Origin of the sequence: Rhodococcus sp. WB1 (assembly GCF_001700945.1) — a bacterium.
In the GTDB taxonomy this organism is placed as follows: Bacteria; Actinomycetota; Actinomycetes; order Mycobacteriales; family Mycobacteriaceae; genus Rhodococcus; species Rhodococcus aetherivorans.
In genome coordinates this window covers 3,805,239-3,817,610 of record NZ_CP015529.1, presented here as the reverse complement: position 1 = coordinate 3,817,610, position 12,372 = coordinate 3,805,239, and the positions used below count along the sequence as shown (strand labels likewise).

General features: G+C 70.4%; 12 protein-coding genes. 5 read left to right on the top strand and 7 right to left on the bottom strand.

Annotation, left to right across the window (positions count from 1 at the left end):
* Nucleotides 1-37: 37 nt before the first annotated feature.
* Entirely contained in the window at nt 38-706 is a 669-nt protein-coding gene (trhA, locus tag A4U64_RS16845; RefSeq protein ID WP_006940391.1) for a PAQR family membrane homeostasis protein TrhA, read from the bottom strand.
* Nucleotides 707-871: 165 nt separating this feature from the next.
* On the opposite strand from trhA, the gene A4U64_RS16840 reads away from it, so the two are divergent.
* Nucleotides 872-1,639, top strand: a complete 768-nt coding sequence (locus A4U64_RS16840) for an isoprenyl transferase (RefSeq protein ID WP_006940394.1) — start codon at nt 872-874, stop codon at nt 1,637-1,639.
* A gap of 60 nt (nt 1,640-1,699) precedes the next feature.
* Here the strand turns inward: A4U64_RS16840 and coaA are convergent, their stop codons facing one another.
* Nucleotides 1,700-2,632: a type I pantothenate kinase gene (gene coaA / locus A4U64_RS16835; protein WP_006940397.1), complete on the bottom strand. Its 933-nt coding sequence runs from the start codon at nt 2,630-2,632 to the stop codon at nt 1,700-1,702.
* Nucleotides 2,633-2,807: 175 nt separating this feature from the next.
* On the opposite strand from coaA, the gene A4U64_RS16830 reads away from it, so the two are divergent.
* The 3 genes from A4U64_RS16830 (at nt 2,808) to A4U64_RS16820 (ending at nt 7,028) form a co-directional block, all read left to right on the top strand.
* Nucleotides 2,808-3,998 (top strand): DUF885 domain-containing protein, encoded by a 1,191-nt coding sequence (locus A4U64_RS16830; RefSeq protein ID WP_065922855.1) that lies wholly within the window; start codon nt 2,808-2,810, stop codon nt 3,996-3,998.
* Between the two features lie 111 nt (nt 3,999-4,109).
* Nucleotides 4,110-5,405 carry a serine hydroxymethyltransferase gene (gene glyA, locus A4U64_RS16825; protein WP_006940399.1) on the top strand — a complete coding sequence of 432 codons (1,296 nt, stop codon included), beginning with the start codon at nt 4,110-4,112 and terminating at the stop codon, nt 5,403-5,405.
* A 267-nt stretch (nt 5,406-5,672) separates the two neighbouring features.
* The gene (locus A4U64_RS16820) at nt 5,673-7,028 is read left to right on the top strand and encodes a PhoH family protein (protein WP_174824765.1); all 1,356 of its coding nucleotides are present in this window, start codon (nt 5,673-5,675) and stop codon (nt 7,026-7,028) included.
* 85 nt (nt 7,029-7,113) lie between these two features.
* Here A4U64_RS16820 and A4U64_RS16815 read toward each other — a convergent pair whose 3' ends face one another.
* From A4U64_RS16815 to A4U64_RS16805, 3 genes are read right to left on the bottom strand one after another with little or no spacing between them, the layout of a single operon-like run.
* The gene (locus tag A4U64_RS16815; RefSeq protein WP_006940401.1) at nt 7,114-7,524 is read right to left on the bottom strand and encodes a carboxymuconolactone decarboxylase family protein; all 411 of its coding nucleotides are present in this window, start codon (nt 7,522-7,524) and stop codon (nt 7,114-7,116) included.
* 52 nt (nt 7,525-7,576) lie between these two features.
* A complete protein-coding gene (locus A4U64_RS16810; RefSeq protein WP_006940402.1) occupies nt 7,577-8,002 on the bottom strand; it encodes a limonene-1,2-epoxide hydrolase family protein in 426 nt (141 codons plus the stop codon).
* On the bottom strand, nt 7,999-9,609 hold the full coding sequence (locus A4U64_RS16805; RefSeq protein ID WP_065922854.1) for a serine hydrolase: 1,611 nt from the start codon (nt 9,607-9,609) through the stop codon (nt 7,999-8,001). The genes A4U64_RS16810 and A4U64_RS16805 overlap by 4 nt, the downstream gene beginning before the upstream one ends.
* A 326-nt stretch (nt 9,610-9,935) precedes the next feature.
* On the opposite strand from A4U64_RS16805, the gene A4U64_RS16800 reads away from it, so the two are divergent.
* On the top strand, nt 9,936-10,526 hold the full coding sequence (locus tag A4U64_RS16800; protein WP_029542213.1) for an LGFP repeat-containing protein: 591 nt from the start codon (nt 9,936-9,938) through the stop codon (nt 10,524-10,526).
* A 25-nt stretch (nt 10,527-10,551) separates the two neighbouring features.
* Here the strand turns inward: A4U64_RS16800 and A4U64_RS16795 are convergent, their stop codons facing one another.
* Nucleotides 10,552-11,535, bottom strand: coding sequence for an NADPH:quinone oxidoreductase family protein (locus tag A4U64_RS16795; protein WP_006940405.1), 984 nt, complete (start codon nt 11,533-11,535; stop codon nt 10,552-10,554).
* Nucleotides 11,536-11,575: 40 nt separating this feature from the next.
* Nucleotides 11,576-12,370 carry an SDR family oxidoreductase gene (locus tag A4U64_RS16790; RefSeq protein WP_043799712.1) on the bottom strand — a complete coding sequence of 265 codons (795 nt, stop codon included), beginning with the start codon at nt 12,368-12,370 and terminating at the stop codon, nt 11,576-11,578.
* Nucleotides 12,371-12,372 lie beyond the last annotated feature (2 nt).

The following is a 12,372-nucleotide window of genomic DNA, read 5'->3' as shown; positions in this document are numbered from 1 at the left end:
CGCGACTGCCACCGATGTGATCTTCGTCCGAACGGGTTTACCCGAACACCACCAGCCACACGGCAACGGCATGGCACAGCGCGGCGAGCACGGTCGCCGCGTGGAAGAACTCGTGGTAGCCGAAGACGTGCGGCCACGGGTCGGGCCACTTGGTGGCGTAGAGGATAGCGCCGATGCTGTAGAGGATGCCGCCGACGAGCAGCAGCACCATCGGGACGATGCCCGCCTCGTCGATCAGCTGACCGGCGACGGGGACGATTGCCCAGCCGAGCAGCAGGTACAGCGGGACTCCCACCCAGCGCGGCGCGGTGGGCCAGAGCATCTTCAGCGCGACCCCCGCGAGGGCGCCGGCCCACACCACGAACAACAGGGTGCGGCCGGTCTCCGGCGGCAGGGCGAGCGTCGCGAAGGGGGTGTAGCTGCCGGCGATGAACAGGAAGATCATCGAGTGGTCCGCACGCTTCATCCACGTGCGTGCCCGCGGATTGTGCCAGTGGACGCGGTGATAGAGGGCGCTCACGCCGAACACACCGCAGACGGTGAGGCTGTAGATCACCGTCGACCAGCCCGCGGGCGGATCGGCCACGGTCTGCGACAGGACCACCAGCGCGATGCCGGCCACCACTGCGACGCCGAACGCCCACAGATGGATCCAGCCGCGCATCCGCGGCTTCACGGGCAGTTCGTCGATCCCGAAAACCGTCATGGTCGGGGCCTCCCTTCGATACCGAAGAGTAACCTACGCTTCCGTAACTTTCGCGGTGTGCCGGATCCGCGGCGGGGCGGAGGCCGGCGCGCGGGCGTCGGCCACGACCGCCGCTGCGACCGGAGACGACCGTGAGCGTAATGTGACCCGCGTGGTGATCTCGGGGTGAACGCGCGCGGCCTGCTGTATCAGCTCTACGAACGACGGCTGCTGAGCAAGCTGGACGGCGCGCAGCATCCCCGGCACGTCGCCGTGATGTGCGACGGCAACCGTCGCTGGGCCCGCGAGAACGGGTTCACCGACGTCAGCCACGGGCACCGCATGGGCGCACTGAAGATCGCCGAACTGCTGAGCTGGTGCGACGCCGCCGGCATCGAGCGGGCCACCATCTACCTGCTCTCCACGGAGAACCTGCAACGTGAGCCCGAGGAGCTCGAGGCGCTGCTCGAGATCATCACCGACGTCGTCGAGGAGATCTCCGGGCCGGAGCAGAACTGGAGCGTCAAGATCGTCGGCACGCTCGACCTGCTGCCGGACGAACTGGGCCGGCGGCTGAGCGAGGCCGCCGAGCGCACGCAGGGGCGCACCGGCACCCACGTCAATGTCGCGGTCGGCTACGGCGGCCGGCAGGAGATCGCCGACGCCGTACAGGCCCTGCTCCGGGCCAAGCAGGCCGAGGGGCTCGACGGCGAGGGCCTGGTCGAGGCCGTCACGGTCGAGGCCATCAGCGATCACCTCTACACCTCGGGGCAGCCCGATCCCGATCTCGTCATCCGGACCTCCGGCGAGCAGCGGCTCTCGGGCTTCCTGCTCTGGCAGAGCGCGTACTCCGAGATCTGGTTCACCGAGGCCTACTGGCCGGAGTTCCGCCGCGTGGACTTCCTTCGCGCCCTGCGCGACTTCGCGGCGCGGCACCGCCGGTTCGGGACGTAGCCGCGGTGTGTCCTTCGGGCTGTTTCCGCCGCCCGAAGGACACACCGGCGGCGAAGCCGCCTACAGCTTCCGCAGGCGCAGGCGGTTGACCGAATGGTCGGAGTCCTTGCGCAGGACCAGCGTTGCGCGCGGCCGCGTCGGCAGGATGTTGTCCACCAGGTTCGGCCGGTTGATCGAATGCCAGATCTCCTTCGCGGCCCCCACGGCGTCGCGGTCCGACAGGTTCGCGTAGTGGTGAAAATGCGCGTCGGGGTCGGAGAATGCCGTCTTGCGGAGCGCGAGAAACCGCTCGACATACCACTTCTCGATGTCCTCGAGGCGGGCGTCGACGTAGATCGAGAAGTCGAACAGATCCGAGACCATCAGCCGTGGACCGGTCTGCAGGACGTTCAGGCCCTCGATGATGAGGATGTCCGGTTGCCGCACCACGTGGTACTGGCCCGGGATGATGTCGTAGGAGATGTGCGAGTACACCGGAGCGGCCACCTCTGCGGCGCCGGACTTGACCTCCGTGACGAACCGCAGCAGCTTGCGACGGTCGTAGCTCTCCGGAAAGCCCTTGCGGTGCATGATGTTCCGACGCATCAGCTCCCGGGAGGGGTACAGGAAGCCGTCGGTGGTCACCAGGTCCACCCGGGGATGGTGCTCCCACCGCGCCAACAGTGCCTGCAGCACGCGTGCCGTCGTCGACTTGCCGACCGCGACCGACCCGGCCACCCCGATCACGAACGGCACCTGCTGGTCCGGGTGCTTCTCGCCGAGGAACGTGGCGGTCGCGGCGAACAACCGCTGTCGCGCGGCGACCTGCAGGTGGATCAGACGGGCCAGCGGGAGGTACACCTCCGCCACCTCCGCCAGGTCGATCTGCTCGCCGAGGCCGCGCAGGCCGCGCAGTTCCTCCTCGGTCAGCACCAGCGGCGTCGACTTGCGCAGCGTCCGCCACTGCTTGCGATCGAACTCGACGTACGGACTCGGCTCGCTCAGACGCGCCACCGGCACACTCCCGACTCGACGACGGGCCCGGCGGCATACCCCGGGTATGGCTGGCGGCGAAGGATGTCCATATCGGCCGATTGTGCTCGCTGACACATCCGCTCGCCGCGCGGGGTCCGGTTTCCGGGTTCGCCGGCAGGCACGGGGCCGATCCTGGGGACTAGGGTGCCAGGGCATGGACCCGGACTCGTTGGTGCGCGAATATCTCCTGCTCGGCCTGGCATTCGACCGGCTCGAGGAGGGTTTCGTCGACGCCTTCACCGGCGACCCCGCCCTGCGTGGCCGGGTGGAGAACGCGCCGGCCCCCGATCCTCGTGATTTATCCCACACCGCGCGCACACTGCGGGCCGCGCTGCCCGTCTCCGGGCTCTCCGACGAGCGCACCCGCTTCCTCGACGTGCACCTGCGCGCCCTCGAATGCTCGGCCCGCAAGTTCGCCGGTGCGGACATCGCCTTCGTCGACGAGGTCGAGGCCTACTTCGACGTGCATATCGACATGGGCGACGAGGACGCGTACCGCGAGGCCCACCGCCGCATCGACGCGCTGCTGCCCGGCAGCGGCCCGCTCGCCGAGCGAGTGCAGGCCCACCGCAAGTCCGAGGTCGTCCCCGCCGACCGCCTCGCCGAGTGTGTCGACGCCTTCTCGAGCGCCCTGCGCGACAGGGTCCGCGCGGTGTTCCCACTGCCCGAGACCGAAACCGTCGAATACGAGGTGGTCGGCGACAAACCGTGGTCCGGGTTCAACTACTACCTCGGCAACTACCGCTCCCGCGTCGCGATCAACTCCGACCTCGAACAGCACATGTCCCACCTGCCGCGGCTGATCGCGCATGAGTCCTACCCCGGCCACCACACCGAACACTGCCGCAAGGAGGCCGGACTCGTCGCCGGCGGGCACGACGAGCAGACCCTCTTCGTCGTCAACACCCCGCAGTGCCTCATGGCCGAGGGGCTCGCAGACCTCGCCCTCGAGACGATCGTCGGGCCCGGCTGGGGACAGTGGGCGCAGGACATCTACGCCGACCTGGGCCTGCGGTTCGACGGTGAACTCGCCGAGAAGCTGCACGAGGCGTCCGCCGGCCTGCTCGGCGTCCGCCAGGACGCCGCCCTGCTCCTGCACGACCGCGGCCGCACCGGCGACGACGTCGTCGCCTTCCTGCAGCGCTGGTCGCTGTCGAGCCCGGAGCGGGCCCGGCAGTCGCTGCGCTTCCTGTCGTCGCCGTTGTGGCGCGCCTACATCAGCACCTACGTCGAGGGTTACCGCCTGCTCGGTGGCTGGCTGGCGCAGGCCCCTGCGGGCGCGGAACGCATCGACCGGTTCCGTCGCCTGCTCGACGAACCGCTGGTGCCCAGCGCCCTGCGGTAACGAGCGGGCGTGAGCTGGGCCATTGCCCGAGGGGACCGGGTTCCTCGACCGGGGGTGAGGTTCGTAGACTGGTAGGTGAATTCCTGCCGTCCCCAGCTTGGAGAATCTTCGATGACCGTTGTGCCCGGCACCGACGTCAACACCGCCTCGCTCTCAGACCTCGACCCCGAGCTGGCGCAGGCCATGGCCGGCGAGCTGTCGCGCCAGCGCGACACGCTCGAGATGATCGCGTCGGAGAACTTCGTGCCGCGCGCGGTGCTCCAGGCGCAGGGCAGCGTGCTCACCAACAAGTACGCCGAGGGCTACCCGGGGCGCCGCTACTACGGCGGCTGCGAGAACGTCGACATCGTCGAGGACCTCGCCCGCACCCGCGCCAAGGAACTGTTCGGTGCCGAGTTCGCGAACGTCCAGCCGCACTCGGGCGCGCAGGCCAACGCCGCCGTGCTGATGGCGCTGATGAACCCGGGCGAGAAGCTGCTGGGGCTCGACCTCGCCCACGGCGGGCACCTGACCCACGGCATGAAGCTGAACTTCTCCGGCAAGCTGTACGACGTCGCGTCCTACGGGGTCAGCAAGGACGACCACCGCGTCGACATGGACGAGGTCCGCTCCATCGCGGTGGCCGAGAAGCCGAAGGTCATCGTCGCCGGATGGTCCGCGTACCCGCGGCACGAGGACTTCGCCGCGTTCCGCTCCATCGCCGACGAGGTCGGCGCCTACCTGTGGGTCGACATGGCGCACTTCGCCGGGCTCGTCGCCGCGGGCCTGCACCCGTCGCCGGTGCCGTACGCCGACGTCGTGTCCACCACCGTCCACAAGACCCTCGGCGGCCCGCGCTCGGGTCTGATCCTCGCCAAGCAGGAGTGGGCCAAGAAGATCAACTCCGCGGTGTTCCCGGGCCAGCAGGGCGGCCCGCTCATGCACGTCATCGCCGCGAAGGCCGTCGCGCTGAAGATCGCCGCGAGCGAGGAGTTCAAGGACCGGCAGCGCCGCACCGTCTCCGGTGCGCAGATCCTCGCCGAGCGCCTGATGCAGTCCGATGTCACCGACAAGGGCATCACCGTGCTGACCGGCGGCACCGACGTGCACCTCGTCCTCGTCGATCTGCGCAACTCGCAGCTCGACGGCCAGCAGGGCGAGGACCTGCTGCACGAGATCGGCATCACCGTCAACCGCAACGCGGTTCCGTTCGACCCGCGTCCGCCGATGGTCACGTCCGGTCTGCGCATCGGCACCCCGGCACTGGCCACCCGCGGCTTCGGGGACGAGCAGTTCACCGAGGTCGCCGAGATCATCGCGGCCGCGTTGACGGGGTCGTCCGACACCGCGACGCTGCGCGGCCGGGTGAGCAAGCTTGCCGCCGACGCTCCGCTGTACCAGGGTCTCGAGGACTGGAACCTGGTCTAGGCGCGACGCCCGGCAATCTGTCCGGATCGTCTCGTTTACCCAATCTTCACCGACACGCCTCGTCGCTCATCGAGCGGACGGGGCGTGTCGGCGTTAGCGTCGGGGGTGTAGACGGCGCAGTTGCCGGCTACGCGGGAGGTCCTGATCGTGACTGTGACAGGCAGAGCGAGGGGCCGGCACCCGGCCCTCGTGTCCCTCGTGGACACCAGGTTCGACCGGCCCATCGAACGAAGTCTGTGTGGTGCTGCACAGATCTAGGAGCCTCACGTGACTGCAACACGCTCCGTCCCCGCCCGCCGCTCCGGCAGGACCCCGGCGAAGAAACCCGATGTACGCACCTTCGTACTGGACACCTCCGTGTTGCTCTCCGATCCGTGGGCGGTGACCCGCTTCGCTGAGCACGAAGTGGTGCTGCCCCTCGTCGTGATCGGCGAACTCGAAGGCAAACGGCACCATCACGAACTGGGTTGGTTCGCGAGGGAATCGTTGCGGCTGCTCGACGACCTGCGCCTGCAGTACGGCCGGCTCGATCAGCCCATCCCCATCGGGACCGCGGGAGGCACCCTGCACGTCGAGCTCAACCACACCGACCCGGAGGTGTTGCCGGCCGGATTCCGCACCGACACCAACGACTCCCGGATCCTCGCGTGCGCGTTGAACCTCGCCGGCGACGGCCGCGACGTGGTGCTGGTCAGCAAGGACATTCCGCTCCGGGTCAAGGCCGGTGCCGTCGGGCTGACCGCCGACGAGTACCACGCCCAGGACGTGGTGACGTCGGGCTGGACCGGCATGACCGAGCTCGAGGTGGACAGGGCGCTGATCGACGACCTGTTCGCCGAGGGGATCGTCGACCTCGACACCGCGAGGGATCTGCCGTGCCACACCGGGATCCGGCTGCTGGGCGGCTCGTCCAGCGCCCTGGGCCGGGTCACGCCGGACAAGCGGGTGCAGCTGGTGCGCGGAGATCGGGAGGCGTTCGGGTTGCACGGCCGTTCCGCGGAACAGCGGGTGGCGCTGGACCTGCTGCTCGACGAGTCCGTCGGCATCGTCTCGCTCGGCGGGAAAGCCGGGACGGGCAAGTCGGCGCTGGCGCTGACCGCGGGCCTCGAGGCCGTGCTGGAGCGTCGCACCCAGCGCAAGGTCGTGGTGTTCCGGCCGCTGTACGCCGTCGGCGGACAGGAACTGGGCTATCTGCCGGGCAGCGAGAGCGAGAAGATGGGGCCGTGGGCGCAGGCCGTGTTCGATACCCTCGACGGTCTCGCGAGCCCGGAGGTGATGGACGAGGTCATCAGCCGGGGCATGCTGGAAGTGCTTCCGCTGACCCATATCCGGGGCCGGTCGCTGCACGACTCGTTCGTCATCGTCGACGAGGCCCAGTCCCTCGAGCGCAACGTGCTGCTCACCGTGCTGTCCCGGCTCGGCGCCGGCTCGCGGGTGGTGCTCACCCACGACGTCGCCCAGCGCGACAACCTGCGGGTGGGCCGCTACGACGGCGTCGCGGCGGTGATCGAGAAGCTCAAGGGGCATCCGCTTTTCGCGCACGTCACCTTGACCCGCAGTGAGCGCTCGCCGATCGCGGCGCTGGTGACCGAGATGCTCGAGGAGTTCGCCCCGGGCGCCTGACGCCGTCGGCTGGTGGGCCGAATGTCACACCGGTGCGATGTGATCGACCCGATGTGACATTCGGCCACCGCCCCGCGCGAGCGGGTCAGTCCTGGGAGGGGCGCGGGCCGAGTTCGGCCTCGAGGACCTCCTGGACGACGCGCATCGCGGCCAGGCCGGCCGGGGCGCCGCAGTAGGCGCCCGCGTGGATGACCGCCTCGACGATCTCGGTGCGGGTCAGACCGTTTCGCAGGGCGCCGCGCACGTGCCCGCGCAGCTCGTTCTCCGCGCGCAGCGCGATCAGCATGCCCAGGTTGAGCAGGCTGCGGCTGCGACGGTCGAGTCCCGGCCGGGTCCACACCGAGCCCCACACGTGCTCGGTGACGAACTCCTGCATCTCCTCGGAGTCGGTGCCGCGGGCGCGGTCGAAGGCCCGCTCGACGAAGTCGGCGCCCATCACCTCGCTGCGGACCTGAACTCCGGCCTCGAACGCGGGCGTCCGGTCGGCGTCGGTCATCGTCGTGCTCCCTGCCTCGTCGCCGTCGAACGGTTCGGCGGCCGGGGAGATTCTACGACCGGCGCAGCACCGCCCGGAGCGCGCCGGCGCCCAGTGCGCCGACGATCGTGCCGACGTTGTAGTGGTCGTCCCACACCGCGATCTTCCCGTCGCGCAGTTCGAACGTGCCGCACACCCAGAACCGGGTGGAGACGGGGCCGAGGCGCAGGACGTCGGTGCGCTCGGTGAGCACCACGTTTCCGGTCGCGGCGATGTGATGGATGGTGACGTCGAAGCCCAGCGACGGCCGGCGCAGGCCCTCGAGGATGCGCCGCACGCGGGGCAGGCCCCGCACGGTCGGCAGCGACGTGTTGTGCCAGGCGATGTCCGGGTCGAGGAGGGCGACGGCGCGCTCGACGTCCTCGGCGACCATCGCGTCGAGGAACTCGCGGACGACGGCGACGGACTTCTCGTCCACGGAGGTGTGCGGCTCGGTCATGACGCTCCTGTTCGGGTGAAGGTTCCCAGGCCGTTCTCGTTCCAGTACTCGAACGTGACGCCGTCGGGGGTGAAGGTGGCCGTGGAGATCGTCCCGTCCGGGGCGTTCTCACCGCCGTCGATCGGGAAGGTGAACACGTCGCCGTCCCAATGGTCGAGCCGGTAGGTCTGCCCGGCGGGACCGATGGTGAGCACCAGTGTGCCGGCGCGATCGTCGATCCGCGCGGGACCGTAGTACTCGCTGGTGTAGACGCCGGTGTACTGCCCGAGGGGGCGGGCCGGGGCCGGATTCGTGGGAGCGGGGCGTCCGACGAGCGAGCCCTTCGGGTCGTCGAACGATGCGAACGCCTTCTCGTAGAGGGCGAACCAGTCCTCGCGGATCTCGCCGAACTGCACGAGATCGGCGAACTCGGCGGCGAGGGTCTCCGGCACGCCGATCGGGGCGGCGTTGGTGAGCGCGACGATCGCGACGTCCGCCGACGGCAGGGCCGTGAACGCGGTCGCGGCACCCAGCGAGAACGCCCCGGAATGGCTCAGCGTCACCCGCCCGGCCGGGCTCGTGCCCACATTGAACCCGTACCCGTAGAACCCCGCCCGGCTGTCGACGGTGCCCGGCGGGCTCGACACGGCCTGCGGGGACACCGCCGGCAGCAGGGCGTCCGCGTCGACGATGCGCCGGCCCTGGTACTCACCGTCGCCGAGCAGCATGGTCAGCCACCGCGCGACGTCGGTGACCGAGGCGCTCACCCCGCCGGCCGGGGACTGGGCGTCGGGATCGCGGACGGCGCGCGCGACGTAGTCGCCGTCGACGAGCTGATGACCCACGGCCCGGTTGGGCCGGGCCTCGTAGTCCTCGAATCGTGAACTGGTGGAGGTCATTCCGAGGGGTTCGTACAGCACCCGTGCCGACAGGTCCGCCCAGTCGGCCCCGGACGCGTCGGCCACCGCCTGCGCCGCGGCCGTGAGCCCGAAGTTGGTGTACTCGTAGGAATCCCGGAACGGCCCGAGCGGCAGCAGGCGGAACCGGTCGAACACCTGCTCGCGGTCGAAACCGAGATCCTCGAGCTCGTCGCCGGCGTGGTCGGGAAGCCCGGAGCGATGGGCGTAGAGATCGCCGACGGTCACGCGGCTCGTCACGTACGGGTCCGCGAGGGCGAAGCCCGGCAGGCGTTCGATCACCGGGGTGTCCCAGCCGATCACGCCCTCGCCGACCTGGTGTGCGACGACGGTTGCGCCGAGCGGCTTCGACATCGACGCCAGCTGGAAGACGGTGTCGGCATCCACTGCGGCCTCGCGGCCGGCCTCGCGCACACCGAACCCCTTCGCGTACACGATCTCACCGCGGTGCACGACCGCGACGGCCATCCCGGGGATGGCGGTCCGATCCATCAGTTCGCGTGCGAGGTCGTCGAGGCGGGCGACGGCGTCGTCGACCTGCCCGTCCGGGATGTCGACGCCGGCAACCTGCGGGGGAGTGAGCGACCGGGACTCCGGCGAGGCCGGTGCCGAGGACGTCGGGGAATCGGTGTCGACCGAGACGCACCCGGCCGACAGGGTCGCCACGAGGGCGAGGGCGGCGCCGATCCGGCGACGACGGGGTGCGCGCATGTCACGGCCTTTCTCGTCCGTCGCATGGTAAGCCCTGCGTCCGTGGCGCGGAAGCGTTCTGTTCCGCGTCACGGGCGCCGGTGACGGCGACGGACGCCGGTCGCAGCCTCGTTCGCCGATCGTTGTCCGACTGTGACGAGGAGAGCGGGCCGGGACGGTCGAACCGCCGCACCGGGCGCGACCTGCGCCGATGCTGCGATCGCGGCGGGGCGCGGACGGGCACCGGCCGCGCGGTCCGGTCCGGCGCGAGGAAACCGCCGCACGGGACGGTACGGGATGGTTAGCGTCGAGGGGCCGGTGTTCGGATGCCAACGAGGAGTGATCCCATGAATCGAATCCCGCGTCGTTCTGCCACTGTCGCCGCGGCCGTCGCCGCTGCAGGGCTGGTATTGGCCGGCTGCAGCAGCGACGACGGCACCACCGCAGAGGATGTGGTCGGCAGCGCCACGAGTGCAGCGCAGTCCGCGGTCGAGGGGGCAACGTCCGCCGCCCGGTCCGCGGTCGAAGACGCCACCGGAACCGGAGGCCCCACGGAACCGGGCGCCTCCGTGGAGGAGACGACCACGCTGCCGGGTGCGGGCGGCGCCGAGTACACCATCAGCGGGCCGATTCTCGCGAAGTACAACGAGATCGGCGGGGCGAACAGCCCGCTCGGGGCGCCGACCGCGGATCAGCAGGACGTCGGCGACGGCTACATTGCGGAGTTCGAGGGCGGCATCATCGCCTGGAGTCCCGACACCGACTCGCACGTGGTGTGGGGCGAGATCCGCACCGCCTGGGAGGCCCAGGGCGGCGCGGAGGGTGAACTCGGCTTCCCGATCAGTGACGAGCGCCCGATCCCGAACGGCCTGGAGAGCGAGTTCGAGATGGGCACCATCACCTACGTCGCGGGTGCGACGCAGGTGATCCCGAAGTAACCCGTCCCGATGTAGCCCGCGCCGGCTACGGCTGGAACACGAGCCGGCCGACGGTGTGCCCGTCCCCGAGGCGGGCCACCCCGTCGGCGACGTCGTCGAGGGAGAGCCGCTCGCTGATCAGCGGCTTGATGGCGCCGTCGTCGGCGAGGCGGCACAGTTCCTCGTGGCACGCCTCGATCGCGGCACGGTTGTACTGCCGGTACAGGCCCCAGTGCAGGCCGATGATCGAGTAGTTCTTGATGAGCGCGTGGTTCAGCGCCGGTTGCGGGATGGTGCCCCCGGCGAACCCGATCACCAGGATGCGGCCCTCGAACGCGATGCACTTGGTGGAGCGGTTGTACGAGTCGCCGCCGACGGGGTCGTAGATCACGTCCGCGCCGCGGCCGGCGGTGACGTCCTTGACGACGTCGACGAAGTCCTCGCGGTGCCGGTCGACGACGACGTCGGCGCCGAGAGCCCGGCAGTAGTCGGCCTTCTCGGCGCCGCCGACGACACCGATCACGGTGGCCCCGGCGGCCTTGCCGAGTTGCACTGCGGCACTGCCGACCCCACCGGCGGCAGCGTGCACGAGCAGGGTCTCCCCGGCCCGCAACTGCGTACGGCGGTGCAGGGCGAACCACGACGTCTGGTACCCGATCGACAGCGCCGAGGCCTCGGCGTCGTCGAGGGACGCCGGAGCGCGGTAGGCGTCCTCCTCCGGAACCACGGCGAGCTCGGCGAATCCGCCGAAGGGGAACTCGGGATTGCCGATGATCCGGTCGCCGACGGCGAAGCGGGTGACGCCCTCGCCGGCCGCGACGACGGTCCCGGCGAGTTCGACGCCCGGTGTGAAGGGCAGTTCCGGCTTCAGCTGGTACTGCCCGCGGCACAGCAGCACGTCGGGGAAGTTGGCCGGCGCCGCGGCGACGCGCACGACGAGCCGTCCGGGCCCCGCCTCGGGGTCGGGGACGTCCGTCAGCTGCAGCGCTTCCTTGGGCTCGCCCACTTCGTGAATTCGCCAGGCCTTCATAGGGTTACCTTTCGCTCGAGTTCGGTGTGCGGAGGTGCGCTCAGCGGGCGGCGACGCCGGCCTCGGCTGCGGCGGCGGTACCGAGCATCGCTCCACCGTCGACGACGAGGGTCTCGCCGGTGATCCAGCTCGCCGCGTCGGAGGCGAGGAAGGCCACCGCCGAGGCGATGTCGGCCGGTTCGCCGATCCTGCCGAGCGGCAGGGCCGCGTCGAGCCGGTCCTCGTGGTCCTTCCACAGGGCCTCGGCCAGGCGGGTGCGCACGACGCCCGGGGCGACGGCGTTGACCCGCACCCGCGGCGCCAGCTCGAGGGCGAGCTGGCGGGTGAGGTGGATCAGCGCCGCCTTCGAGGCGTTGTAGAGGCCGATGTTCGCCTCGGGTGCCATCCCGCCGACGGAGGCGGTGTTGACGACCGCGCCCCCGTGCTCGCCCATCCACTCCCGCACGGCCAGGGAGGTCCACAGCACCGGACCCCACAGGTTGACGTCGAAGGTCTTGGCGAACCGGGCGTGGTCCTGGGCGATCACCGGGCCGAACGCGGGGTTGGTGCCGGCGTTGTTGACGAGGATGTCCAGGCGCCCGAACCGCTCGACGGTGAGTTCGACGCACCGCCGGGCCGCGTCCTCGTCGACCGCGTGCGCGCCGACACCGAGTGCGGTGCCCCGCACCCCGGCCGCGGTGACCTGCGCGGCCGCGGCGTCGGCCGCGTCCTGCTTGCGGGAGGTGAGCACCACGTTCGCGCCGGCCGCCGCGAGGTCCCGGGCGACGGCCAGGCCGATACCGCGGGACGCCCCGGTGACGATCGCGGTGCGGCCGGTCAGATCGAGTCCGGTCATGG

Excerpts from the sequence above, each read along its gene's own strand:
- trhA (WP_006940391.1), bottom strand. The coding sequence starts at position 706 with ATGACGGTTTTCGGGATCGACGAACTGCCCGTGAAGCCGCGGATGCGC.
- A4U64_RS16830 (WP_065922855.1), top strand. The coding sequence starts at position 2,808 with ATGGACCCGGACTCGTTGGTGCGCGAATATCTCCTGCTCGGCCTGGCA.
- glyA (WP_006940399.1), top strand. The coding sequence starts at position 4,110 with ATGACCGTTGTGCCCGGCACCGACGTCAACACCGCCTCGCTCTCAGAC.
- A4U64_RS16815 (WP_006940401.1), bottom strand. The coding sequence starts at position 7,524 with ATGACCGACGCCGACCGGACGCCCGCGTTCGAGGCCGGAGTTCAGGTC.
- A4U64_RS16810 (WP_006940402.1), bottom strand. The coding sequence starts at position 8,002 with ATGACCGAGCCGCACACCTCCGTGGACGAGAAGTCCGTCGCCGTCGTC.
- A4U64_RS16805 (WP_065922854.1), bottom strand. The coding sequence starts at position 9,609 with ATGCGCGCACCCCGTCGTCGCCGGATCGGCGCCGCCCTCGCCCTCGTG.
- A4U64_RS16800 (WP_029542213.1), top strand. The coding sequence starts at position 9,936 with ATGAATCGAATCCCGCGTCGTTCTGCCACTGTCGCCGCGGCCGTCGCC.
- A4U64_RS16795 (WP_006940405.1), bottom strand. The coding sequence starts at position 11,535 with ATGAAGGCCTGGCGAATTCACGAAGTGGGCGAGCCCAAGGAAGCGCTG.
- A4U64_RS16790 (WP_043799712.1), bottom strand. The coding sequence starts at position 12,370 with ATGACCGGACTCGATCTGACCGGCCGCACCGCGATCGTCACCGGGGCG.